23 protein-coding genes are annotated in these 25,433 nt (G+C 47.6%); 9 read left to right on the top strand and 14 right to left on the bottom strand.

Annotation, left to right across the window (positions count from 1 at the left end; translation table 11 throughout):
• Window positions 1-206: 206 nt before the first annotated feature.
• From NSS95_RS04335 to NSS95_RS04320, 4 genes are read left to right on the top strand one after another with little or no spacing between them, the layout of a single operon-like run.
• Window positions 207-833 carry a spore germination protein GerPC gene (locus NSS95_RS04335; protein WP_014095759.1) on the top strand — a complete coding sequence of 209 codons (627 nt, stop codon included), beginning with the start codon at window positions 207-209 and terminating at the stop codon, window positions 831-833.
• A complete protein-coding gene (locus NSS95_RS04330) occupies window positions 808-987 on the top strand; it encodes a hypothetical protein (protein ID WP_014095760.1) in 180 nt (59 codons plus the stop codon). The genes NSS95_RS04335 and NSS95_RS04330 overlap by 26 nt, the downstream gene beginning before the upstream one ends.
• A gap of 4 nt (window positions 988-991) precedes the next feature.
• Window positions 992-1,429 carry a spore germination protein GerPE gene (locus NSS95_RS04325; protein ID WP_014095761.1) on the top strand — a complete coding sequence of 146 codons (438 nt, stop codon included), beginning with the start codon at window positions 992-994 and terminating at the stop codon, window positions 1,427-1,429.
• 21 nt (window positions 1,430-1,450) lie between these two features.
• Window positions 1,451-1,669, top strand: coding sequence for a spore germination protein (locus NSS95_RS04320; RefSeq protein ID WP_013858756.1), 219 nt, complete (start codon window positions 1,451-1,453; stop codon window positions 1,667-1,669).
• Window positions 1,670-1,786: 117 nt separating this feature from the next.
• On the opposite strand, the gene addA is transcribed toward NSS95_RS04320, so the two are convergent.
• The 4 genes from addA to NSS95_RS04300 form a co-directional block, all read right to left on the bottom strand.
• Complete coding sequence (gene addA, locus NSS95_RS04315; protein WP_340713809.1) at window positions 1,787-5,518, bottom strand: helicase-exonuclease AddAB subunit AddA; 3,732 nt, start codon at window positions 5,516-5,518, stop codon at window positions 1,787-1,789.
• Window positions 5,496-8,999: a helicase-exonuclease AddAB subunit AddB gene (gene addB / locus NSS95_RS04310; RefSeq protein WP_104851309.1), complete on the bottom strand. Its 3,504-nt coding sequence runs from the start codon at window positions 8,997-8,999 to the stop codon at window positions 5,496-5,498. The genes addA and addB overlap by 23 nt, the downstream gene beginning before the upstream one ends.
• A 360-nt stretch (window positions 9,000-9,359) precedes the next feature.
• Entirely contained in the window at window positions 9,360-10,148 is a 789-nt protein-coding gene (locus NSS95_RS04305) for a TIGR00266 family protein (protein ID WP_014095764.1), read from the bottom strand.
• A gap of 128 nt (window positions 10,149-10,276) precedes the next feature.
• The gene (locus NSS95_RS04300; RefSeq protein ID WP_014095765.1) at window positions 10,277-10,804 is read right to left on the bottom strand and encodes a competence protein ComK; all 528 of its coding nucleotides are present in this window, start codon (window positions 10,802-10,804) and stop codon (window positions 10,277-10,279) included.
• A 191-nt stretch (window positions 10,805-10,995) separates the two neighbouring features.
• Between NSS95_RS04300 and NSS95_RS04295 the strand changes: the two genes are divergently transcribed.
• On the top strand, window positions 10,996-11,229 hold the full coding sequence (locus tag NSS95_RS04295; protein WP_013858750.1) for an IDEAL domain-containing protein: 234 nt from the start codon (window positions 10,996-10,998) through the stop codon (window positions 11,227-11,229).
• A 128-nt stretch (window positions 11,230-11,357) separates the two neighbouring features.
• On the opposite strand, the gene NSS95_RS04290 is transcribed toward NSS95_RS04295, so the two are convergent.
• The 5 genes from NSS95_RS04290 to NSS95_RS04270 all read right to left on the bottom strand — a co-directional run bounded on the left by NSS95_RS04290 (window position 11,358) and on the right by NSS95_RS04270 (window position 16,736).
• Window positions 11,358-12,605 (bottom strand): M48 family metallopeptidase, encoded by a 1,248-nt coding sequence (locus tag NSS95_RS04290; RefSeq protein ID WP_340713808.1) that lies wholly within the window; start codon window positions 12,603-12,605, stop codon window positions 11,358-11,360.
• A gap of 81 nt (window positions 12,606-12,686) precedes the next feature.
• The gene (locus NSS95_RS04285; protein ID WP_019721792.1) at window positions 12,687-12,989 is read right to left on the bottom strand and encodes an AzlD domain-containing protein; all 303 of its coding nucleotides are present in this window, start codon (window positions 12,987-12,989) and stop codon (window positions 12,687-12,689) included.
• Window positions 12,986-13,714 (bottom strand): AzlC family ABC transporter permease, encoded by a 729-nt coding sequence (locus NSS95_RS04280; RefSeq protein WP_431521933.1) that lies wholly within the window; start codon window positions 13,712-13,714, stop codon window positions 12,986-12,988. Before NSS95_RS04280 ends, NSS95_RS04285 begins: the two co-directional genes overlap by 4 nt.
• A 366-nt stretch (window positions 13,715-14,080) precedes the next feature.
• Window positions 14,081-15,628 carry a fatty acid--CoA ligase family protein gene (locus NSS95_RS04275; RefSeq protein WP_340713807.1) on the bottom strand — a complete coding sequence of 516 codons (1,548 nt, stop codon included), beginning with the start codon at window positions 15,626-15,628 and terminating at the stop codon, window positions 14,081-14,083.
• Window positions 15,629-15,749: 121 nt separating this feature from the next.
• The gene (locus NSS95_RS04270; RefSeq protein WP_017550211.1) at window positions 15,750-16,736 is read right to left on the bottom strand and encodes a lipoate--protein ligase; all 987 of its coding nucleotides are present in this window, start codon (window positions 16,734-16,736) and stop codon (window positions 15,750-15,752) included.
• 193 nt (window positions 16,737-16,929) lie between these two features.
• Between NSS95_RS04270 and yhfH the strand changes: the two genes are divergently transcribed.
• Window positions 16,930-17,067 (top strand): protein YhfH, encoded by a 138-nt coding sequence (yhfH, locus tag NSS95_RS04265; protein WP_014095772.1) that lies wholly within the window; start codon window positions 16,930-16,932, stop codon window positions 17,065-17,067.
• 52 nt (window positions 17,068-17,119) lie between these two features.
• On the opposite strand, the gene NSS95_RS04260 is transcribed toward yhfH, so the two are convergent.
• Window positions 17,120-17,509 (bottom strand): FixH family protein, encoded by a 390-nt coding sequence (locus tag NSS95_RS04260; RefSeq protein ID WP_035182088.1) that lies wholly within the window; start codon window positions 17,507-17,509, stop codon window positions 17,120-17,122.
• A gap of 100 nt (window positions 17,510-17,609) precedes the next feature.
• Between NSS95_RS04260 and NSS95_RS04255 the strand changes: the two genes are divergently transcribed.
• Window positions 17,610-18,173, top strand: a complete 564-nt coding sequence (locus NSS95_RS04255) for an SCO family protein (protein ID WP_326244229.1) — start codon at window positions 17,610-17,612, stop codon at window positions 18,171-18,173.
• A gap of 33 nt (window positions 18,174-18,206) precedes the next feature.
• Here the strand turns inward: NSS95_RS04255 and aldA are convergent, their stop codons facing one another.
• On the bottom strand, window positions 18,207-19,655 hold the full coding sequence (gene aldA / locus NSS95_RS04250) for an aldehyde dehydrogenase (protein WP_340713806.1): 1,449 nt from the start codon (window positions 19,653-19,655) through the stop codon (window positions 18,207-18,209).
• Window positions 19,656-20,186: 531 nt separating this feature from the next.
• On the opposite strand from aldA, the gene NSS95_RS04245 reads away from it, so the two are divergent.
• The gene (locus NSS95_RS04245; RefSeq protein ID WP_026683738.1) at window positions 20,187-21,155 is read left to right on the top strand and encodes a DMT family transporter; all 969 of its coding nucleotides are present in this window, start codon (window positions 20,187-20,189) and stop codon (window positions 21,153-21,155) included.
• A 41-nt stretch (window positions 21,156-21,196) separates the two neighbouring features.
• On the opposite strand, the gene NSS95_RS04240 is transcribed toward NSS95_RS04245, so the two are convergent.
• Window positions 21,197-22,537 carry an MFS transporter gene (locus NSS95_RS04240; RefSeq protein WP_014095777.1) on the bottom strand — a complete coding sequence of 447 codons (1,341 nt, stop codon included), beginning with the start codon at window positions 22,535-22,537 and terminating at the stop codon, window positions 21,197-21,199.
• Window positions 22,538-22,624: 87 nt separating this feature from the next.
• Complete coding sequence (rhaM, locus tag NSS95_RS04235) at window positions 22,625-22,939, bottom strand: L-rhamnose mutarotase (RefSeq protein WP_014095778.1); 315 nt, start codon at window positions 22,937-22,939, stop codon at window positions 22,625-22,627.
• Window positions 22,940-23,336: 397 nt separating this feature from the next.
• On the opposite strand from rhaM, the gene NSS95_RS04230 reads away from it, so the two are divergent.
• Complete coding sequence (locus NSS95_RS04230) at window positions 23,337-24,095, top strand: DeoR/GlpR family DNA-binding transcription regulator (protein ID WP_026683736.1); 759 nt, start codon at window positions 23,337-23,339, stop codon at window positions 24,093-24,095.
• A gap of 36 nt (window positions 24,096-24,131) precedes the next feature.
• Here NSS95_RS04230 and NSS95_RS04225 read toward each other — a convergent pair whose 3' ends face one another.
• Complete coding sequence (locus tag NSS95_RS04225; RefSeq protein ID WP_340713805.1) at window positions 24,132-25,091, bottom strand: glucose PTS transporter subunit IIA; 960 nt, start codon at window positions 25,089-25,091, stop codon at window positions 24,132-24,134.
• Between the last annotated feature and the right edge of the window lie 342 nt (window positions 25,092-25,433).

Genomic DNA, 25,433 nt, shown 5'->3' with positions numbered 1-25,433 from the left:
ACCGGCATGTTCTTTCTTGACACATTTAGACGGCAGCGACTTCTGGTATGTACACGTGTACGGAACCTGCACGTCTTTCCGGAGCCTGCGCCAGGTTCAGCATTGACACTGCACGCCGATTTTTGCTTTAAGTTCAAGGCTGATTGTTTCGTTCCGATCCAAGCCGGCGGTCACTGCCGGGCTTTAAGCCAGAAGGGGGTTTTTGAATGCCAGACCTTTTTGCCGAACTCCGGCAGCTTTACCAATACTTTCAACACCATGAAACGAAGTTGGCGAAAATGGAAAAGACGCTTGCCTCCCTCATAGAGGAGATTGAGCAGCTGAAAGCAAGGCCGCCTGTCCGGGTAGACCGGATCGAATATGCATTTGATCAGCTAAAAATTGAAACACTGGATGGCACCTTGAATATCGGCATTAATCCGTCTGACCTGTCCAGCATAGAGGATGCAGCCATCCCAAAAACGCAGGGCATCCCCCATGCCAATAATGAACACCGTGCTGCTTTAAAACAGGCGCTTACCGAAAAACTGATGGAATATTTGGAAAAAGAACTCCCAACAACGATCACCGACAATGAGCGGCAATTTAAAGTCCGCCTAAATCAAGAATATCATAATTTTATAAAAAATGACTTGAAAAACCAACTTCCACAGCGCATTGATTATTATATCAACCAGCTCAATTCAACCGGACCCGTTGAAGGCGAATGGTTTGACAAATTGCTCGGGCAAATCAAGGCGGATATGGCGCATGCCGTACAAGTTTTTATTTCCCATCTGCCGCCGCAAATGAACGGAGGTGCCAGCGATGGAACTGAACGTCACAAACCGTGAAATCTGTGTGGATTATGTCCAAATTATCGGGATTTCAAGTGCCTCGGTTTTCCTCATTGGCGATACGGAAACGATTCAGCAGGGAGCGGCCTTCGATACGCCGCCGGAATCCCTAATTATCAGTCCGTACGTGCCGTTTGTGCCGAGGGGATAGCAGGATGCAAAGAAACTCCTTTGTGGATACGCTCCGGGTCAAAACCGTCATATTTGGTTCGAACGTCATTGTTGGAGACTCCGAGCGGATCCAGATGTCTGCCGCCGTCCTTGCGATCCAGCGCCAGCAGGAATTGTACTACGGATTTGAAGCGCCGTTTCAAACTTTTCCCATTTTCCGCCTGGCCGTTCCGATTCCGCCAGTAACAGAACAAATCCGGTTTCAGGTTTACCAAGAAAATCCGGTCATAAAAGTTTCGAATGTAGAGATCATTGGGATGTCGACTTCAACCGTCATGCAAGTCGGAAGCACTAAATCAATCGCCCTTGAATCAAGGGTCCACCATACCCGTCAGCTAGACCCGAATATTCTGAAGCTTGGCGGCCGTGTTCCCCCGCGCACCGTTGCCGTCAGCGAGGAAAGCAGCGTCATGCCAGATTAATCCTGAAAGCAGGTGATCAAAATGCCGGCCATTGTAGGCCCTTTACAAATCTATAATGTTGGAAGCGGCATTGTCCATTTTGGAGACACGGCTGTCATCTCACCGAAAACAAGTTCGAAAACATCTACCGGCTCCGGTTCTCTTTCCACTTCCGCATTTGTCATTACAAACAACGCGCTCAGTGCAAACAATACGGCTAACGGCAGTGTTGTCGACCAGCCATCTGCAGGAAACCATTAGAAAGGCAAAGAGGGCAGGCAAATTTTCCGCTACCTCGCTGCCTTCAAAATGGAAAGATAAATTTTTATGTGTTGCAATAGCTATGGCAAGAATGGGCTCCCTTAAAGGAGGGCCCATTTATGATTGGATTTCGAGAAGATGCCCGCCATCAAAGAAATACAAGTATTGCGCTTTTACCTTTTTCTTTAAAATGGTTTCCAGCGCCCTTGAATAAAGGGCAAGCTGGACTTCATAACGTTTGCGTAGGACAGGCTCTGCTTCTTCAAATCCGCCTTTAAACCTGCCGTGGATATTGTCTGTCTTAAAATCGAGCAATACGAGGCCGTCTTTTTCCTCTGCCACGCAATCAAATATGCCCTGAATAAGAACACGTTCTTCCGCAAGGGATGCATCCCGGTAAATTTCTGCTGCGGGAACGGACAAACTGAACGGCATTTCCCTCATCACTCGGCCTGCTGCCAGGATACGGCGGCCGATATCCGTTTCAAAAAAGCGGACAAGCTGTTCAGCCGCAATGGCATCCGCCTGTTCTTCCGTGAGCAGCTCCTGTTTCACCATCTCTTCAACCAGCGCCTCAACGGAAGCATAAGTCGGCGGCGCATCAAACGGAATATGCTGCATTACCATATGCATCGCTGTCCCGCGTTCAGCCGGCGTAATCGATTTTTCCTGCATAAAACGGGGACGGTCAAAGATATGTTTTTCCGCATTCGGAATAAACCGGGTGCCATTCGTTTCGTCATGCTCTTCATGCATCCGTTTCAATTCAGATACCGATTGTTTGGCACGCCGGAATGTTGCCGGCTCATTGCTGTACCGGAAGCTTAAGCGCCCGAAAACCTGTGCTTTATAAGCGGATTCCGCCGCAACCGGGAGGCCGGCTTTCACTTGATGCTGCCAGTCCGCTTCCCCAACTTGTTCCGGTTCCTGGATATCGGCAAACTGTTCTTTCGGCAAAACGGCGATCTGCCATTTGGACGGGTCATCCAGCACCACCCGGCCGTCACTCCCGAAAAGCACGGTTCCGTCCGCATGCCTGCTGAGCGAAGGAATGATCCAGTCCAAATAAGTGCCGGCCGCTGCGCGCACATGGTCTGGCAACAGCCAGTCTTCCTGTCGCTTCGTTTTCCCCCATTTTTCCAGGCGCTTGCCAAGATTTTTCACCGTTCCGACCAAATACAGTTTTTCTTTTGCCCTTGTGAGCGCGACATACAAGACGCGCATTTCTTCAGCCAGCATTTCCAGCTTTTTCTTTCTTTTAAAAGCAAGCTGCGGCAAAGACGGGTATGTGATCCGTTTTTCCGGATGAATATACTTTGAGGCGAACCCGAAATCTTTATCAAGAAGAAACGCCTGGTTGATATCGCGCATATTAAATTTCCTGTTGAGACCGGCCACGAACACGACAGGGAACTCGAGCCCTTTGCTTGCATGGATGGTCATCAGGCGGACGACATCTTCCTGTTCGCTCAATGCTCTCGCTGTTCCGAGGTCATCCCCGCGCTCCTGCATGCGTTCGATAAAGCGCAAAAACCGGAACAGCCCCCTGAAAGATGTTTCTTCATATTGCCGCGCCCGGTCATACAAAGCCCGCAAATTGGCCTGCCGCTGCTTTCCTCCAGGCAGTCCGCCGGCAAAGTCATAAAACTGCGTATCCCGGTAAAGCTGCCAAATGAGGGAGGACAAATCCCCCTGCCTTGCAACAGACCGCCACACCGACAATTTTTCCATGAATCTGGACACTTTCTCATACGCTTCTTCTTCCTCAGGATCCGGCCGGTCTGCTATAAATTTTTTCACCGCTTCATAATACGGACCCCGCTTTTCATGAATGCGGATAAGGGCAAGCGCTTCTTCATCGAGCCCGACAATCGGGGAACGGAGCACGACTGCAAGCGGAATGTCCTGATACGGGTTGTCAATTACCTTTAATAAAGAAAGCATGGTGGATACTTCCGTCGCGTCAAAATATCCAGTTGAAAGTTCGGTGTACAACGGGATGCCCGCCTGTTTCAATTCTTCCATTATGGTCGGCGCCCATGCCATGGAACGCATCAGGATAACGATATCTTTGTACCGGATCGGGCGGAATGTGCCGGTCTTCGGATTGTAAACCTGTTCTTCGTCGATCAGTTTTTTTATTTCACGGGCAAGGTAACGGGCTTCAAGCTGGGATTGTTCCAGTTCGGCCCGGTCCAGCGTTTCTTCATCCGAAATGTCTTCTTCAATCGCTTCATCGGCCTGGTCAATCAATGCCACTTTGACCGGATGATCCCTTTCCGGATAAGAGGCGCCTGCCACAAGTGCAGCCTGGCTGTCATATGCCATCTCGCCCACCTTTAGGCCCATGATTTGTTTAAAAATAAAATTCGTACCGTCGAGAATTTCTTTGCGGCTGCGGAAGTTTTTCGACAAGTCGATTCTGAGACCTGTATCCCGGCCTTCCGGATCAAAATCCCGGTACTTTTTTAAAAACAGGTTCGGTTCAGCAAGCCGGAACCGGTAGATGCTTTGTTTCACGTCTCCAACCATAAACCGGTTGCCGTCAAATCCCGCCCCTTTTGCCACAAGGTTCATAATCGTTTCCTGTACCATGTTGACATCCTGAAATTCATCAATCAGCACTTCTTTAAATTGCTGCTGGTAAGCTTTGGCCACTTCTGACGGGGTGAGGCTGCCATCTTCATTTTTTTCAGCAAGAATGTCCAGGCAAAAATGCTCCAAGTCCGAAAAATCAACGATCCCTTTTTCCGCTTTTACCGCGCCATAAGCCTCTGCAAATTTTTTGACGAGCGTTCTAAGTTCCGCAATCACCGGCCGCATTTCCTGCATGTCTTTCAGGAACGATGCCGGCTTCCTTGAGAAAAAGTCTTTTTTTAAATCTTCAAGTGTTTTCTTTGCAGATTTCCGCAAATCATCGGCTGCTTTGACGAGTTCCGCTTCATATGCATCCCCTTTGCACGCTTTGGCGCGTGTAAACTGCCATGCATTCATTTCTTCATAAAGCCCCTGCCATGGACCGTGAATTGCCGCAAGCAATCTGTCTGTAATCTTCATGTCATTGAGATAATTTTCCGCCCTCGGCGCAGGCCCGCCCGGCTCTAAGGCGAGTCCATACGCTTCCTCCAGCATGTCTTTTGCAGCCTGCAGCTGGAGGTGAATATCAGCTTTCACCGCTGCCATAAACGGCAGGCTGTCCACCTCTTCCACATCCCCGGCATCATACAGCTCGACCATTTTATCGAGCCATGCAGACGGATCCGGGTGGGAACGGGAAAAATCGTAAAGCTTCCGGATCAGATGCTGGAGCTCGTCATCACTGCGGTCGTTTGAGAATGTATCGACTGTGCGGTAAAACAGGTCATTTCCCGCTTTCGCATACTCCGTTTCAAAGAGGTCATCCAGCACTTCATCGCGCAGAAGTTCGGCTTCTGTATCATCAGCGATCCTGAATCCGGGGTCGATGTCAATCAAATAATAATATTTTCGGATCACTTCAAGGCAGAAAGCGTGCAGCGTGGAAATCGGCGCTTTATTCAGCAGGCTCAGCTGTTTCCGTAAATGATGCGAATCCGGGCGGCTGCTGATCGCCTCCTCGATCGCTTTACCGATGCGATGGCGCATTTCCGCAGCCGCAGCATTGGTAAAGGTGACAATGAGCAGTTCATCAATATCGAGCGGATCGTGTTCATCCAATATTTTTTGGATAATCCTTTCCACGAGCACGGCTGTTTTTCCTGAACCGGCAGCCGCTGCGACAAGGATGTCCTGCCCTTTTGCCATGACGGCTTTCCATTGGTCATCCGTCCAGACGGCATTCGCCGGTTTATCCGGAATGGCTGTTTTCATCTGTTCTGCGCTCCTTTCTCATTTTGGCGAGGACTTCTTCCGGTTTTTCCGGGTGAATAAGGCGGTAATTGTTTTCTTCCATCGACTGGTCAAACTGGCAGACCGAACGGAACGGGCAGAATGTGCACGCCGCCTGTTTTTTTATTTTATATGGCGCGATATCCGTCGTACCGGACAGGATCGCATTACCAGCCTCTGTGTAAATATTGCGCACATAGCTGCGGATCGCTTCAAAGTCTTCTTTGCTTGCCACTTCGGACCGAGCCGTTAATTGGCCGTCCTTTTTCAAACCTGCCGACACAATCGCACTGTTGCCGGATTCAAGCGACCGGTCCATCAATGTGATCACTTCCGGGCTGTCCAGCAATAGCCCCCGCATCCGGAAGTCTTTTAAAATTTCTTCTTCAATTTCTTCAGTCGTCAACATTTTTTCCGCCGAAATCAGCGGGTCATGAAGATGGAAATACAAAACGCCTGCCGGGATCGTTTCTTCCCCTGTCAGCTGTTTCGAATACGTCATAATGAGATCCAGATAGGTGAGCATTTGCAGGTCAAGACCGTAATACACATTTGTCAAATCGAGCTTGTGCGCACTTGATTTGTAATCGATGATCCTGACGTACACACCGTTTTCACTTTCCGCCTTGTCGACGCGGTCAATCCGGCCCTGCAGCTCCATTTTCGCCCCGTTTTTCAATGTAAACGAAAGTGGCGGTAGCTCTTTTTTCGGCCCGAAAGCGAGTTCCATCGCGACCGGTTCAAAGCCGCTCCGTTTCGCGTGGACGCTTAAAATATAAGAAGCCCTTCCGACAACCTGTTCCAGTTTCCTTTTAATATATTGGTAGCGTTTTGAACTGAGCAGGATTTGATGCTGCAATTTCGGGGCAAGGTCGTCCACAGCCGCTTTTGCCAGCTCCATGCTTTGCTGTTTTGTGATCTCTGACCACGGAATGCCTTCGCGCTGCAGTGTGTCGGAAATCCATTTCAATGCACCGTGGAAAAGATCCCCGATATTCGGCGCATCAAGGCGGAACACATCCCGTTCCCGCAGCCTCAGCCCGTATGTCGAAAAATGGGAAAACGGGCAGGTGAAAAACTGCTCCATTCTCGATACGCTGGCAAGGATATGGTCGCCGTACAGTTCCCGGCTCGTTTTTTCGGAGAGCTTCCGGGCTTTGTTTTGGTAAAACAAACTGGAAAAAGCATGGGCTGCCCGATTTTTCCATTCCGGGTTCTCCATATAAAAGTTATACGTATCCCACCAGAAGTCGGCCATCGGATACCCTCTTTTTTTCAACTGCAGCTGCGAAGTGACAAAAGCAATGGCAGCCGCCGGATGGGAAATGTATGCGGCTTGCTGTTTCTCTTCCAGTTCCGCCGGGTCATTCACCCATAATGCGCCGCCGCGGGCCGGGAACATGTCCTCTATCCGGTTGATGAACGGGGACGGTAGCAATGCTTTCCCTTCTTCATCGGCAAGCGGAAAAGATAGAACCAGTTTTTCAGACGGTGTCGTCAATGCCCGGTAAAAGATAAATTCTTCGTCGAGCAGGCGCCTTTTGCTGCCGGGCATGATTTCAAGCCCGGTAAGTCTTAAATATTCACGCTCTTCATCATTTAAAACGCCATCTTCGGAAATTTTCGCCGGCATGACCCCGTCATTGACCCCAATAATAAACGCCAGTTTGACATCGGACAGCCGGGACTGTTCCAGATTCGCCACGAGCACCTGGTCCAAAGCCGGAGGAACGATGGAAAATTTTAATGACTCAAGCCCGGTTTCCATAATGGCAGAGAATTTCCCAACATCAGCAGGTTCATCGCCAAGGATTTCAACATACTGATCCAAAACGCCCATGACTTCATCCCATGCCTGGTCGTGTTCCCTGGCAGCGACAAGATCCCCAGCTTCTTCCTTTTCAAGCCGGAGCGCTTCCAGTTTTTCCGGAATCTCCAATTCTTCGAGATAAAGATACAACGCTTCACAAAGCGCTTTTCCAGTGCGGGCGCGCTTCAAACGCCGCGACAGGCGCAAAATCGGCGCCGTGACGAGAAGCCTGAGTTCATTCAGTTCCTGTTCGATTTTTCTTTCCTCATCCGTTTGCGGAAGGTTTTCCAGTTCAAGGCCGCGGATCCGCCGGTACTCCCATCTTTTTCTGCTCGTCCACCGTTCTCCCTGGATGCCGTAAGCCAGACAATAGTTTTCAAGCCGGTCCATTTTTTCACGCAGCATACGGGTATCTCCAGGCGGAAACAGCAATTCTGTTTTGATGGCACGGAAAACCGGTTCATAACGCCAGTTGCCGCGAATGATTTCCAGAGTCGAACGGATCAGTTCAATGAGCGGATGATTCAGCATCGGCCGTTTTCTGTCGATAAAATACGGCACATCATAATCGTAAAAAACCGTTTCGATTAAATCCTGATAGGCCTCCCCGTTGCGGACAAGGAGGGCAATGTCACGATAGCGGCAGCTGCCTTCCATAACCGCTTCACGAATGGAACGGGCAACGCCTTCGATTTCTGCCCGCCGGTTGTTCGCCTGCCAGATTTCGATGCTGCTTTCCCCCGGAAAAGAAGGAAACGGGAGTTCTTCAAACCGGGACTGCAAAAAGCGCAAACTTTCATGCCGGAAACGGATCGGTTCATACAGCGCCACGTCTTCTTCCGTTTCAATTTGAAAGGCGCGCGCCAGTTCATAAATATGTGCATAGGCTTCTCCCGGCATTCGGAACAAGTATAAATCATCCGGCTGCATCCCGCGGAAAGCCCTGTCCGTTGTGAGCGCAACCGTAACGCGGCGGCATTTTTTCAGGAGCTCCCCGATCACCAGGTATTCCTGCGGGTTAAAAGTATGGAAGCCGTCTATATAAATTTCCGCATCGTCCAGATAGCGGGATTTTTCAATGGCAGAAGCAAGCAGCCTTAAGTAATCTTCCGAATCAATGTATTTGCCTTCCAGCTTTTGTTCATATGCCTGATATACGCGTTCCAAATCGTGCAGCTTGTCGGAAAGCACTCTTTCCCCGTCCGCTTCCCCGATTGACGCACGTTTTTCCTGAAGCTGTGCAGGTGAAACGCAAAATCGTTTGAATTCAGTCAGAATGCGTTCGACATTGTCAATAAAGCCGGTCTTATCCGCCGCCCGCGTGAAAACCGACAGTTCTTCTTTTTGGTCTTCCAAAATTTTCCGAATGAGCATATTTAATCCGCTGCTCGATACATGGGTACGGCTGATCCCGCCGACTTCCTGCAATATTTTCCAGGCAAGGCGCGTAAAACTGTACACCTGGGCGCGGATCATCCCGCCCAGTTCAGGGTCATGCGCAAGCCGTGTTTCTGATAAAAAAGTCATTTGCTCCGGAACAAGGTAAATGAGCGGTGCCCCGCCCGGATCGCCAAGCAGTTTCTGCCTGATTTCACGGTGGATGAAAGCTGTCTTTCCTGTCCCGGGGCGCCCGGTAATAAATCGAAGGGACAATTGGTTCACTTCCTTTTGATGGGCTCAGTTGGCTCCATATCCGGAAACATGCCGGACAAGGAACATTTGTTCTTTTATTGTAACGGATATTTTTCTATGAATCAAGCTTTTTGCCAAAAAAATATGCTTCCTGTTTTTTCTGCCGGGGGATGCCCCGCTTCCAAGTAAAATACTGCCTTTTCCCGCCCCCGGAAAAGTCCTTCCCACCAATCCGGATGCCCTCCCCATCCGGCCGGGCCACGCAACCGCCATTGGAGCGCTCTCCCTGCTTCCGGCCGGTCGTATCATTTTTTCATATGCCAAAAAAAAGCACTGCCTGTTCCGGGAAACGTCCCGCAAAATGCAGTGCTTTTACACCTCTTAATCCCCGTTAAACAAATTAAACAAGCCTTTTGCCATGCTGCCTTCATCCTTCGAACCACCGGCTGCCGGCATTGCAGCAAATACGCGGCTGGCCAGGCGGCTGAACGGCAGCGACTGCACCCAGACCGATCCCGGCCCGCGTAAAGTGGCAAAGAACAGGCCCTCTCCCCCAAACAGGGCTGTTTTGATCCCTTTGACAAATTCAATGTCATAATCGATCGTCCGTGACATGGCGACAAGGCAGCCTGTATCCACCTTTAATGTTTCGCCGGGTGCGAGCTCGCGTTTCTGGATCGTGCCGCCTGCATGAATAAAGGCAAGGCCGTCTCCCTCAAGCTTCTGCATAATAAATCCTTCCCCGCCGAAAAACCCTGTTCCAAGTTTCCGCTGAAATTCAACACCAACTGAAACCCCTTTTGCCGCTGCCAAAAATGCATCTTTCTGGCAAATGATTTTCCCCCCTTGTTCACTTAAATCCATCGGTACAATTTTGCCCGGATAAGGCGCTGCAAACGCTACGTGCTTTTTATCACGGCCTTCGTTCGTAAAGGCGGTCATAAAAAGACTTTCACCGGTGATCAGCCGTTTTCCTGCGGAGAACAGTTTTCCCATAATGCCGCCTTGGCTGCCCGATCCGTCGCCAAAAATCGTTTCCATCCGGATGCCGTCTTCCATCATCATCAAGCTGCCGGCCTCAGCGATGACGGTCTCCTGCGGGTCGAGCTCGACTTCAACAAACTGCATGTCATCCCCGACCAGTTTAAAATCAATATCGTGGTTGTTCATTTCCATTCCTCCTCAAATTTCACTACCCCCTGTATACGGACTTGCCGTTCGCAATGTTTCATTTTTATTTCTCGGGCAGGCGTTCGTTTTATTGGACGAAAAGGCAGGGACCCCCTCCCCTGCCAAGCTTAAATCCAATACAGCCCGCTGTCTTCCATCGCTCTGTACCCCTGCTGTTTCATGAATTGCATGCGGGAGCGCCGGATATTGAGTTCATAAGCAACCTGCAAAGCAGCCGCTTTATGGTACTGGTTAATAAACGAACCGTAGCTGATTGGCAATACGAGTGATTGATTGTTTGAAAAAATCACTTCAGTTTTTTTGCCTTCTGGGGTGTGGTCTTTAATATGCCCGGAGATCAGCCAAATACAGTCCGGCTGGCTGGGCGATTTTGTTGGAAAAATTATGGTAGCTGTATGAGGATCAACGAGGATCGGCGGCTTGTGCCGAACATGAATCAAGCTTTTTGTCGCATTTTTTCTTCCTTCGTAATCGCTTCCAAAGTATTGACAGCTTTTTTTCACGATACTCAGGTGAAGTTCCGGCACAAATCGTTCCCGATCCACTTCCAGTATTTTTGTCCCTTTTTCTCCTCCCTCCTGGCAAGGAATCAGCGCAATCGTATTTGGATGAATGTCCAATTCTCCATGTTGCATAAAGTATTCCCCCATTCTATTTTTCTCATAATTCACTTTCTATTATAGTACAAATTTCCTACATTTCTAGTCGTTTTTCTAAAAATATGCATTTTTTTCCTTATTTACCGTTTCAGAAAAATTCAATTTTTACATTGCTTTTTATTGAAATGCTCTGTATAATAAAAAAAAGCGGAAAAAGGTGATCATACATGGAAAACAAAAAATCTTTCTCTGACGTGCCGAAAGAAAGCCCGAAGTCCCGGATTCAGATGGAGAAATTTGTGGAACACATTTACACGGACATGTTGCTGAATGAGATCCTGCTGAACAAAAAAAGAGAAGAGTTATTAAGAAAAATTGACCATGTACTTGATCTCCGCGATGAGGAGCAGTTCATGCATTTAACGAACGAACTTAAAAAAATCAACCTGCAATTTGGATAAATACAGGCCATGCAAACAGGCCCGGCCCGTTTGCATGGCTTTTCTTTTGCATAAAAATGGCAGGTGCAGGGCGCGGCCAAAAGATTTTTGCCCGGAACAGGCCGCGCCTGCTGCACTTTCAGTATTCCTTATTCTTCCAGCATGCGGATCCGCTCCAGTATTGTCGGATGGTCATAGCGAAATATTTTGACGAGAAGCGGCGGATTGACTTCGCTTAAACCCGCTTTTGTTAAAATTTGGAACGTTTCAATGCCGGACTTTTTATCATGCGTCATCTGTACGGCATAACGGTCCGCCCGCATTTCCTGATAGCGCGATGCCCAATTGGTAAGCGGGCTCGACGCAAAGAGCAGAACTGAGGAAATAAGCAGAAATAAAGGCAGCGAGCTGATGCTGGAAACCCCGGACATCCACCGCCCGCTTCCTTTCCAACGCCCAACCGCATTCATCCACCTGGCAACCAGCCACAGCCCGATGAGCATCATCAACATATAACCCGCGATGCCGAAATATATATGTTTTTCCACATAATGCCCCATCTCGTGTGCCATCACGAATAAAATTTCTTTATCATCCATACGGTTGAGGGTCGTGTCCCAGAGCACGATTCTTGAGTTGGAGCCGATGCCGGTGACGTAAGCATTCAGGGCGTTTGTTTTTTCCGACATATTCACTTCGTACACATGGTCAGCGGGAATTTGCGCTTTTTCCGCAAGCGCCAGAATTTTCGCCTCCAGTGCCTTGTCTTTTAACGGATAAAAATCGTTATACAGCGGGTCAATCACGACCGGCTGGATAAACATCATAAACACCGTAAAAGGAATGGAAAGCAGCCAGGCCGGGAGCCACCATTTCCGCCGGAATTTTTTCATCAGGGCGTACAATACTGCGACGACAGCAAACATGATGGCAAAATTCACCCAGAAATCGGTCAGTTCATCTTTCATCCATCCTGCAAAATTTTGGGCGGAAATGCCGTACGCTTTTGAAAAACGATGGGACAAATAATCGAACGGAAAGGTAAACAAAAAGGCTGCAAGCGAAAACCAAAAGAAATAAACCGCGGTTTGAATCAGGCGGATATGTGAAACTGCCGCTGCCCATTTTTCAAACATTTTGGAAATGCCAAGCACAAGCACCAAAAAGTAGAACAGCCACTCATACGGCACGGACAGGAAAAAAAGCAGATTCCTGATTTTTGAGTATGCTTCGCTTAGAAACAATTGGCGGCCGCTCATAAAAGTAGCGGGATCTGCGGCTGTCCCTTTATATTGGGCGGGAAGAGCAGCATCGGCGTAATAAAACAAATACCAGTACATCAAAAGGCCGAACAAAACGTATGCCGCAATCGCCCGCAGCGCCCACTTCATCTTCACTCCACATGCACTCCTTCCTTGTCCTCTTCTATATATGTAGCCAAGGAAAAAGGCATTTAGAACAGCCAATACGGCTTTGCCTTAAAACAGAAAAGAATAAAAGCTCAACACCGCAATCGCCCCGAGCACGACAATGATGACATTCGCGCCGATGAACGCGAGGAGGATGGCCGTTCCCGCGCCGATCACTCCGAACAGCGGATCTTTTTGAATCAAAAACACTTTTGGAAAAATCAAGGCGCCTAAAATCGCATACGGAACATTTTTTAAAATGCCTTCCAAAAATGGCGGCAGCGTTTTGTTTTGCAAGAGGACGAGGGGCAGTATCCGCGGCAAAAACGTCACGATGCCCATGCCGATAATGACGAGGATAATGGTGCTCATTTTTCTTCCACCCGCTTTTTCCGTTTGTATGTTTCTGCTATTTCAACCAAAACAGCCGACAACAAAGTGGAGACGATGATGGACCAGCCTTCCTCCATGACGCCGTAACCGGTAAAAATGCTGTTGAACACTGCTGAAAGAGAGGCAAGGAAAAGGACTTTCACACTTTTTTTCAAAGACGGGACAAGGAGGCCAATAAACATCGCATATAAGGCAACCGTCATGCTTGCCTGCAAAAATTGCGGCAGGTTGGCTCCGATCATATACCCGATCCCGGAGCTCACTACCCAACTGGCATAAGCGATAAAAGTGACGCCAAATCCGTAACCGATCGGTATTTTTCCGTTCCGTGTGGCGAGCACCGAGAAAGTTTCATCCGTAATGCCGAACGCAAACAATCCGCGTTTCCATTTGCTTTGTTCTTCCACTTTTTGGCTCAAAGCGGCAGTCATGAGAAAATGGCGGATGTTGACGACAAAGGTGGTCAGGATAATGACAAACGGGCTTGTGCCGGCAGCAATCAAACTTAAACCCATATACTGGCTGGCGCCGGCATAAACAATCAGGCTCATCAGCACAGTCTCTATCAGCGTCAGGCCGGTTGTTTTAGACAATAGGCCGAATGTGAGGGCAATGGGAAAGTATCCGATCGCAATGCTTGCGCCTGCCTGCAGCCCGGGTTTAAAACTGCCTGTTTTTTCCTCCGCCATGGATGCTGCTTCCAACTTTTATCCCCCCAGCTTTGAAATGATGATCCAATATTCTTATATTTTCCTATTATACGCCTTGTCTGTTTTTCTAACAAGATGCCAAAAATCTGGCTTTTCGTTCAGAAGGGCACTGAAAAAGTGTTGTTTATCAAGAAAGATGCAATAAAAAAACGGCGGGACACGATGAATGGTGGTGTCCCGCCGTTTCTTTCGGGCTTTTTCGAGCGGTTTTCCGTTCCGCGGCGGATTTATTCTGATTGGCTTTGCATGCGTTTTTTGCCATTTACCGCCGATTTTTTAATCGTTTTCAGCAGTCCCTACTTCCATATTGCAATTTTTCCAGAAAACCGTGCGCCTTTGGCTTTTCCGTAGCCCAATTTTTTATGGCCGGGCCGATTGTTTTTGCAATTGTTCTTTTAAAGACCTGCGCAAAATTTTTCCGGTTGTGTTTTTCGGAAGCTCATCCAGAAATTCAATTTCTTTCGGGACTTTGTATTTGGCAAGCCGTTCTTTGCAATAATCGAGCAATGCCTGTTCCGTCAGATTTTTGTTTTTCGATACGACATATACTTTCACGACTTCCCCTTGATTGGGGTCAGGGATGCCCACTGCAGCTGCCTCCACGACATCCGGATGGTCGTAAAGCACTTCTTCTACTTCGCGCGGATACACATTAAAACCACCGACAATGACCATATCTTTCTTGCGGTCTACAATATAAAAGTAACCGTCTTCATCCATTCTCGCCATGTCCCCGGTATGCAGCCAGCCGTTCCGGATCGCAGCCGCCGTTTCTTCCGGCATTTTATAGTACCCTTTCATCACGTTCGGACCACGTACAACGAGTTCGCCCACTTCGCCGACAGGCACCTCATTTCCTAGCTCATCCACGACTTTATTTTCAACATGGACAATATTGGTGCCGATCGATCCCGGTTTGCGCGGGCGGTCAAGCGGATTGAAGCAGGTAACCGGGGAGGCTTCTGACAATCCGTATCCTTCCGAAATGAGCACATTGAATTTTTTTTCAAAGTTTTTCAGAAGCGCAACCGGCATCGAAGCGCCGCCGGATATGCACAGCCTGAGCGTGGCGAAGTCTTTCGGATCCCCGCCTTCATATTGGAACAAATAATTGTACATCGTCGGCACGCCGGCAAATATCGTTGCTTTGTAGCGGCTTGCCACCCGGAACACTTCTTTCGGGCTGAACTTCGGCAATATGAGCAGCGTTGCCCCGCTGATGAGCGGCGCATTCACAGCAACCGACAGGCAGAAAACGTGAAACATCGGCAAAGCCGTAATGACCCGGTCATCCGCGCTCATTTTCAAATAGGAGCCGATATCGCTCGCATTTGAATATAAATTTTTATGCGTAAGCATCGCCCCCTTTGGCTTTCCGGTCGTTCCGGACGTATACAAAATAACCGCCGTATCCCCTTCAGAAAGCGGCACTTCTTCGACGGACGGCGAACTTTCCGCCAGTATTTGTGAAAACGATTTCAATTTTGGGTGCGCATATTTTCCCGCTTTTGCCGGATCGGTTTCACAAATGATGTAATGCTCCACTTTCGGCAGCAGGGCATCGATCTTATCCACATATGGTACAAATAAATCAAGCGCCACGACTGCTTTCACATCGCCGTTATCCAATATGTAGCGAATTTCCTCCGGCGTGTAAATCGGGTTGACCGGTATCGTGGTCACGCCGGCCCGCATCGCCCCGTACAAGGCAATTATGAATTGCGGTGAATTGCCAAGCAGAAGGGCCATATGATCCCCTTTTTTGAGCCCGAGTTTTTTCAGCCCGTCCGCAAACTTTGAAACGGCCGTGTCAAGTTCCTTGTACGTAACAGGCTGATCCATAAAAATATAAGCTGTTTTGTCCGCGTTCATTTCCGCCGTCTTTTTTAAACTGGACGGTAAATTCAATTTCTCCCTCCCCTTTCTGAGTGAACAATCATTCATTCTACCCATTTATTATATAAAAACAATTAAAATATTTCAATACAAATTCCCGGATTGCCATTGGAACCCGGGAATTTGCGCGTTCTTAATAGATGAGGCTGATAAAATCTTCTTTCGTTATGTTGCCAAAATAATGCCGGATATCTATGCCTTCCAACGCTTTTTCAATACCGGCGCGCTCATAACGGCAGCCGGCCAGCTTTTCTTCTATATCCTTTACTTCCCCGATGCCGAAGAAATCGCCGTAAATTTTGCAGTTTTCGATGATCCCTTTGTTCACTTCAAGCCGTACATCGACCGTTCCCACCGGAAAACGCCGGGAATGCCGGAGATTGAATTTCGGCGATTTGCCATAGTTCCATTCCCATGTCTGGTACCGCTCTTTCGAAATTTGGCGGATTTTTTCCCAATCCTTTTCGGTCAGCTTATACTCCGGTATTTCCTTGCCACCGAAAATGCTTTCCAAAAGCAATTGCCTGAATGCCGACATGGAGATTGGATGGTCGAGAAATTCGGAGATGTTGGCGACGCGGCTCCTCACTGACTTGATCCCTTTTGATTCGATCTTTTCTTTTCTGACCTTTAAAGCCTGTGCAACTTTATCAAGTTCTGAATTGAGCATCAACGTGCCGTGGCTGAACATGCGCCCGTTTGTGGAAAACTGCGCGTTCCCCGAAATTTTCCGGTCGCCAACCTGAATGTCATTGCGCCCGCTCAATTCTGCGTTTACACCGAGTTTGCGCAATGCCTGCACAACCGGATCGGTAAATTTGCGGAAATTGCTGAAGGACTCGCCGTCATCTTTTGTGATGAAACTGAAATTGATGTTGCCGAGATCATGGTACACCGCGCCGCCGCCGGAGAGCCTGCGGACGACGATCACGCCGTTTTTATCCACGTAATCCGTATTGATTTCTTCGATTGTGTTTTGGTTGCGGCCGATAATAATCGACGGCTGGTTTATGTAAAAAAGTAAATAAGTTTCATTGATATCGAGATTTTTCAGGGCATACTCTTCGATGGCAAGGTTGATGCGCGGGTCGGTAATGCCCTGATTATCAATAAACAGCATAATGCCGCCTCCTTTATGCAAAATGTAAAGCAATCCCTTTCATTTTCATTATAGAACAAGGGATGCCCGTGGGCAATCTTTGATCTTTTCTCTATTTTTCTAAAAAATTCACCATTTCGCCATTGACATTTAAAAACTGTTATAATACAATTAAAAATATAATAAACAGTTATATAACAAAGGAGTCGTGAAAATGGTACAAAATATTTTAGACTTTTTCAAAAACCTGCCTGACAAATATTGCACAGAATGCGGTGAAAAAATCGATGAGCAGTCGGAATGCTATGGCAATACATGCCCGAACTGCCTGCATGTGAAAAGCCATGAATAACAAAAAGGGCAGCGCAAAGATAAAAAACGCCTTCACGCTGCCCGGTTGTTTTTCAGTTTACGGATAAAGCGGTTTTAGGCATGACATGCATTTTCCGCGCTGTCACGTGCACCTGGACCGTATATGTGCCGGGTTCTTTGATGACCGTTTTTGCGGTATAAATGCCGTGCTGATCATGCTTCGCTTCCAGCATCGAGCTGTTTTTATCCGAATTTTCCTTCCAAATTTCAAACTTCACTTCGTCTGCATCGTCTACTTTTTCTTTTCCTTGTGTGACAACCGCCTTTAACGGGATGCTTGTGCCGGCGTTAGCGGTTTTGGGCACGATGAGCTGCACTTTTACCATTTTCGCCGGTTTTACAGCCGCCTGCTCCTGTTTTCCGCATCCGGCAAAGAGCGATACGGCCATCAGGAACAAGCCCGCCAGAATCCACTTTTTCACCACTTCACCCTCTTTTTTCTGTTTTTACCGTTTATACTGAAAATACATGTTATAATGATCATACAAAATAACGCTTACATCCGTAAAGGGGGAGGCTGATTTGAAGAGAAAGATTGCACTTCTCGTGTTGTTCGTATTTTTGCTTCCGGCGCTTTCCTCCTGTGCGCCAAAAGGGGACCCGGTTGAACACTTTCAATTTACGGACCAGGATGGGAAATCTTTCAGTCTGGACGATTTAAAAGGGAAAGTATGGGTGGCCGACTTTATTTTTACGAGCTGCAAAACGGTTTGCCCCCCGATGACGATGCATATGAGCGAATTGCAGGAGAAAATTAAAAAAGCGGGTTACAAAGATGTGGAGCTTGTATCTTTCAGCATCGACCCCGAAGTGGATACGCCGCAAAAGCTGAAACAATTTGCCAACCAATTTCACAGCGATTTTTCCATGTGGCATTTCCTTACCGGCTATTCGCAGAAAAAAATTGAAAAGTTTGCGATGAAAAATTTTAAAAACCCGGTCGCCAAATCGGATGGAAATGACCAGGTTGTCCACGGCACGAGTTTTTATGTCGTCAATAAAGACGGTGAGCTTATAAAAGACTTTGACGGAAGTGCGGACTTTGATGCTGAAAAAATCATGAAAGAAATTGAGAAACTGCGATAATCAAAAACGCCGGCTGCCGGCCGGCGCTTTTGATTATTTGTATTGTACATATACAACATGCGTTTGCAAGTATTCTTTGAGGCCGTGTTTGCCGTCTGCACCGCCGACGCCCGATTTTCTCCAGCCGGCGTGGAAGCCCTGGATCGCTTCAAAGCTTTCACGGTTCACATACGTTTCGCCAAACTTCAATTCATTGCTGGCACGCATCATTGTGTCTACATTGGAAGTGAAAATGGCAGAAGTCAGGCCGTATTGGCAGTCATTTGCCAGTTCAATCGCCTCATCAAGTGTTTTAAACGTCGCAATCGGGAGAACCGGCCCGAAAATTTCCTCGCGCATGATTTCCATTGTGTTATCGACATTGACAAGCACGGTCGGCTCATAATAGTAGCCTTTGTCCCTGCCAGCCGGTTTGCCGCCGGTTAACACTTTGGCGCCGCCTTCAACCGCTCTTTTCACCATTTGATCGACGCTTTCCAGTGCGCTTTTGCTGACAAGCGGCCCCATATCCAGCCCTTCTTCGGCAAGCGGGTCACCGAATTTGACGTCCTGCATGGCTTTGACGATTTTGCTGATAAACACATCTGCGACACTTTCTTGAACATATACGCGTTCTGTGCAGTTGCAAACCTGCCCGGTATTGATCACACGCGATTCAACAACCGATTTGACAGCAAGATCGATATCGGCATCGTCCATCACAATCGTCGGGGCTTTCCCGCCTAATTCAAGCGAAACTTTTGTAATATTGTCCGCGGCTGCCCGCATCACGGCCGCTCCTGCACTGTAACTGCCGGTAAGGCTGACCATGCCAACTTTCGGGTTGCGGGACAGTTCATCCCCGAGCGTGCTTCCGCTGCCTGTGACAATATTGATAACCCCTTTCGGCAGGCCGATTTTGTCAATGATTTTTGCAAATTCCAACGCATTGTTCGGCGATTCCCCGCTCGGTTTGATCACAATCGTATTTCCGGTAATCAGCGCCGGCGCTGCTTTACGGGCGATGAGGAAAAACGGGAAGTTCCATGGCAAAATGCCAGCAATGACGCCAATGGGGGCTTTGTAGACGAAAATGTTTTCTTTCGGGCGGTCGCTTGGCACGATTTCCCCTTCGTACCGCCGCGCCCAGCCGGCCATGTAGTCGATATAATCGGCTGTAAAATGGACTTCGGTTGTGGAAAGTTCCAGCGTTTTTCCGACTTCTTCTGAAATGACGCGCGCCAAAGCATCGGCGTTGCGGCGGATTTCCTGTGCTATCGCAGTTAAGTATTTGGCCCGTTCAGAAGAAGGACATTTTTCCCATGATTTCTGGGCACGTTCTGCCGCATCGATTGCCCTTCTGACATCCTCGATTGTTGCTTTCGGGACTTCGGAAATCACTTCTTCTGTTGCCGGGTTTATAACTTGGGAAGTTTCTTTTGAAGCAGCGTCTGTAAATTCCCCGTCAATATACATTTGGTATGTTTTTGTAGCCGTTTTCATCCTCTCCCAGCCTTTCAATCTGAAATTTTTTGTTTCTTCTTTTATTTTAATGTGGCTATGTTGGGGTGTCAAATAAAACAAACATAATTTATATAACTATGATGTTGTTTGTTTTTTGCTGTTCTTTGTCTATTGATTCAACAGATCGTCAAAAAGGTGGCACTTTCAGATACTTAAAGTTCCGCCATTCTTACAAGTTTTCGTGATCGTTCATATTCGCTGGACTTCTCTCCCAAGTCCGAAACCGGGTTGCGGGCTGCATGGGCTTTCTCGTTCCTCTGCAAAACAAATCCATCAGGAAACAAGCGAAAATCGAAGGAAAAATAAGATGAAAGGAGAAGGAAACGAATTCTTCAGGCGGCAGACACCAATTTGTTCTATTGTTCACATAGTTGTCCTTTTCTTTATGAATGGAAGAGCATTATAATAAGAGATGGAATAAAACTGGAATAGGGGAATTTGCGCTGCCGTTTTTTGTTGATCATCAGATGACCGGATAACCATTTAAACATTTTGAAAGAGATCGAGGTAATGAGCATGAAAAAAGGAATTTTATACATTGTTTTGTCTGCTATATTTTTCAGCACGATGGAAATTGCCATAAAAATGGTTGCCGGTACGTTTCATCCGATCCAATTGAACCTGCTTCGCTTTTTTATTGGCGCGGTTATATTGTCGCCATTGGCGTTTCAGCATATGAAAAAATATCATTTTCACATGACAAAGGACAGTTTTTTATTTTTTGTTGTAACCGGCTTTTTATGTGTTGTTATTAGCATGACATTTTACCAATTGGCCATTGTTTATACGAAAGCTTCCACCGTTGCGATTTTGTTCAGTTGCAACCCGCTGTTTGTTATTCCGCTCGCCCATTTTCTTTTAAAAGAGCGTCTTTCGAAGCGGACGCTGGTTGCATTGGGCATCAGCTTGGTCGGCATTTTGTTTATCGTCAACCCGTTTGAAATCCAAAGTCCATTTGGCATCATTGTTGCGCTTCTTTCGGCGGTTACGTTTGCGCTTTACAGTGTTGTCGGCAGAAAAGGCAGCCAGCAGTTTAAATGTGATGGTGTCATTTTAACCTGTTTGAGCTTTTTTACCGGCAGCATTGAAATTCTTGCGCTTGTATTGATTTCGAAAATTGGATTTGTTGCGGGCTGGCTGCGTTCCGTTGGCCTCGGCGTATTTGCAAATGTGCCCGTGTTCCGCGGAATTGCATGGCATACGCTGCCAAGCCTGATTTATATCGGCATTTTTGTCACCGGGCTCGGGTTTGCGTTTTACTTCCTTGCGATGGATGTAACAAGTGCATCAATGGCTTCGATGGTTTTCTTTATTAAGCCTGCACTGGCGCCAATTTTGGCCCTCATTTTTCTGAGAGAAGCGATTACGCCGGCTGTTACGGTCGGGATTATCCTGATCGTCGCGGGTTCGCTGATGACGTTGTTGCCAGCCGGAAGCAAACAGCCCGAACTCAGGGTCAGCCGGGCAAAAAACAGATAATCTTTTAGGCACAAGTGTGATCCGCACTTGTGCCTTTTGGTTTACTGATTCAAATGTTCCGCTGCAGTTGTTGGTGTAACGGCTCGTTTTTCCCCGTCCCGAACGGTCCCGAACCGTTCTTTTTCAATTTCTTCCAGCGTTTTTCCTTGTGTAGACGGTGCGAGCGCGATTCCGATGATACAATGGATGACAAGGAATACGATCATTACAATTCCCGCTACTTTAAAACTGAGCGTGTCCATAATGGTCGGAAGCAGAAAAGACCAGATGGCAATTCCGAACCGGACGAGGAAATAAATGAACCCTTGTGCGCCCGCGCGGTACCGGGTCGGAAACAGTTCGCTCGCCCACAAGCCGTAAAACGCCTGGGCGCCGAATCCGGCAGCGCTTCCCCAGAGAATAACAAAGGCAAAAAGGGAGAACCAATTCATCCCTGTAAAAGTCAAAATAAGCCATGCGGCAATGCCCATCACCGCCCCTAAACCAAAGAGGAAACGCCGGCTGTAACGGTCACCCAGCCTCATAAAGACAACATAGGTTGTCAGCACCGTTAACGCCCAGAGGAAAGCTTGCAGCAAGTTCGCCTGTTCGTTCGTCAGGCCGCCAACATTTTGGTAAATATAGGGCATAAAGTACCCCATTGCCCCTGCCGTTAAGTTCCAGAATAGATAAATGCCGATCAGTAAAAAGAGGGCCTGGCGGTTTACTTTTAAACGAAATAATTCTTTCAAGGAGCTTCTTGATTTTTTCCCCAGCCGGGCGTCGGTTTTTTCTTTTTCTTTATCTTCTTTCCAGATGGCTGATTCTTCAAGCCCCTGGCGGATATACCAAGTGATGAATGCGATGACTAATAGATGGAGGAAAATAATCCGGCTGCCGAGCAGGCCAAGCGGCGCAAGCAAAACGGCGAGCAGAAACGTGATCATTGGCCCCGTTGACCATGCCAATTGCGCCGTACCTACATGGGCCGCACGCTTTGAATGCGGGGCTTCTTCCGCAATATATGTCCACGAAGCAGGCACCCCTGTTCCTACGGCTACCCCGGTAATAATGGTGCCGATTAACAGCATCGGAAAGTTGACGGAAACCGCAATCAAAAACACACCAAGCATATATACAAGCAAATCATACGTGTAGATAAATTTTCTGCCGTATTTATCGGTTAAATACCCGCCGAACAGTGCTCCGATTGCCGCGCCAAATGCGTTGGCACTGAGGGCGCTTAACAAACCCACGGAAATGCTGTTTAAGTGCAGGTAAGCCTGCCAGAGCGTCAAACTGCTGGCTGCTGCGATAATGGAACCGGCTTCAATGTAATTGGCCATGGCAACCGAAATTGTCGCTTTCCAGCCGGTCGTGCTTTTGCTTCCTATTCTCGCCATTTCTTCTCCGCCTTTCTGTTATCATTTTTATGAAGGGTTTGATATCGCTTACAATGTGAACTGCTGGAGTTCTGAATGGGATGGCTGTTAGGTCAGGTGAAAAACTTCCTTTAATGCAACAGACACAGGGCTGTTATCGGGATTGGTTTCCATTAGCGGTTCCATATAGTCCCACCATTTTCTGCAAATCTCTGTATCTGCCATTTTTTCATAGAGCGCTTCATCTTCCACTTCCAAATAAGCAAATAACCGACCCGTTTCTTCATCCAAAAAAATCGAATAATTACGGGCCCCGTGCGCCTTTAATTCTTTTGACATTTCCGGCCAGATATGGTCATGCCGGCGCTTGTATTCCTCATATTGATCCTTATGCACAAACATTACACTCGCTTTTCTGATCACATTTTACCCCTCGATTTCCTTTATTTTAAAATCTTCTATCTTATTACCAGATGAAAAATCCGCCAGCAGTCCGATATACAAACCATCAAAAGCAATCTGTATGGCTTTTTCCGCCGCCCTTATTCCTTCCATGTTATATTGATTGTTGGCAGCGGGACAAACAAGCCGCCATGCGTGCACTTCAAAATTTGGTTCAGAAACCGCTTTCTTTAACTGGTTTGTGAAAACCCTTCTTCACATTTCCTATACTAGCGAAAGAACAAACATAAATCAATATAAAAAAAGATTTTTTTATTTATTTTATTGTACTTTTGTTGTTTTCTTTTTTAAACGGACGATTTTTGCTAAAATGGACTTATCAGAGAAAAGGATACAGGACAGGAACGGGGTTGGGGACATGCTGGCTTTTGAACGGAGAGATAAAATTTTAAATACGCTGTACCGGGAGAAAAAAGTGTATGTTGCCAATTTGGCAAAGGAGTTTCAAGTAACGGAAGAGACGATCAGGCGAGATCTGGAGAAGCTTGAAAAAGAAGGAATTGTGACGCGGACATACGGGGGTGCTGTGCTCAATCTCCATACAAATGAAGATCTCCCCTACCAGACAAGATTCACCGTCAATATGGAAGCAAAGCAAAACATTGCCGGCAAGCTGCAGCCGCTCATTTCAGACGGAAATACGATTGTGGCGGATGCGAGCTCGACCGTGTTGGAAGCGTTAAAAGAGTTGAACAGAACGAAAGAGGGACTTGTCGTCTTAACCAATTCTGCCATCGCATTAAGCGAACTGGCCCAGTCAAACATTCAGCTTCTGTCAACAGGCGGAGCGCTGCGGAAACGTTCCAATTCGCTGGTCGGTTCTGTTGCTGAACATGCTGTGCGCCAATACAATGTCGATGTGGCGCTGTTCAGTTGTAAAGGCATTTCCATGGTGCGGGGGATCACCGACTCGAATGAAGCGGAAAGCCATATTAAAAAGGAAATGCTCAAACAGGCAAATAAAGTCATTCTGCTCGCGGACAAAAGCAAATTCGACAAAATTGCCTTTGTCCATTTTGCGGATTTTTCGGCTGTTGACTTTGTGGTCACAGATGAAAAACCGAGTGATGAATGGCTCCGTTTTTTCAAAGATCATCAGGTGGATATTGTTTACTGACAAACAGGGCGCCGCATGCGGCACCCTGTTTGTTTTTTAACTGACTATCGTCATCAGCTGGTCACTGGCAACAACTTTTTTCCGGTCCGTTTCCAGCACCTCAACATAATTGTCCGCGTTCGTGATCACAACCGGGGAAGTTAAATCGTACCCGGCTGCTTCGATTTCAGGAATATCAAATTCGATTAACATTTCACCTTTTTCAACCGGCTGGCTTTTTTTCACATGGACATGATAATATTTTCCTTCGAGCCGGACCGTATCAATACCGATATGAATCAAAATTTGAATGCCGGTTTTGGACGTGATGCCGATCGCGTGCCCGCTCGGAAACACCGCCGTTACCGTCCCGCTGATCGGCGCAAAAAGCTTGCCAACAGAAGGCTTAATGCCGACCCCTTTGCCGAGTATGCCGGAAGAAAATGCAGGATCATTGACTTGCTCAAGCGGGATCGTTTCCCCTGTAAACGGGCTGGCGATCATTTCCTTTTTCTGATATCGCACCGGTTCTTCCGTTTTCTTATGCGGGATACCTCCGGCAACGGCCGGTTCTTTGTTTTTGCACCCGAATAAAACGACCATAACCGGCTCGCCTCCGCCCCGGGCATTCAAAATGGATGTCGCCGTGTCCATCATCTGATGAAACAATTGATCCTCAAGGCCGGATATTTCTGCCGCATCCGGGCGTCCGGTTAATCTGCCCGGCTGCATGACCGGGTTTTCAAAGCCAGAAGTTTCTTCCCGTTGCCCGCTTTCCATCCGGACTAGATGCAGATATTTTAACATGTCATTGTGCACTTCCCCGGCATTTATCCCTGTCACAATATGAAAATACCCGCCGGAAACAGCGGCCGAAATCACCCCGTCAAGCTCCTCTACCGCCGCTTTTTTTGCCCGCCCCGGGTCTTTTAATTTAAAGCGGAGCCTTGTTGAGCAGTGGAAAACCGCTTGAATATTTTCCCCGCCTCCCGAAAGCTGCACCAGTTTACTGGCCAATCGTTCGTAGCCCACCTCTCTCACCCTTTCCTTTACACCATCTCTAATCTTATTATAAGCCCCTGCAGAAAGCGCTTTTATACCCGTTCATGACAAGTTTGTGAAAGTTTTATCATTGTTTCCGAAAAAGGGGCTGCTTTTGTGATCGCTTCACATGGAAAATGGCGGAAACCTGTCTTTTACAGCAATGTCCGGCAAGCCCTTGAAATATAAAATACCGGCATGCAGCTCCATTTACAAATACAACTATAGTCGGACTAACCATTCCTCCTTTACGTGTTGCCTGAAGCAATTTATCCTGTTCGTCATATTTTGCAATAAAAAAGCAGCAGGATCGGCCAA

It is taken from the genome of Weizmannia sp. FSL K6-3076 (assembly GCF_038007245.1).
Taxonomy (GTDB): Bacteria; Bacillota; Bacilli; order Bacillales; family Bacillaceae_C; genus Weizmannia; species Weizmannia faecalis.
This window is presented reverse-complemented; position numbering and strand designations above follow the sequence as displayed.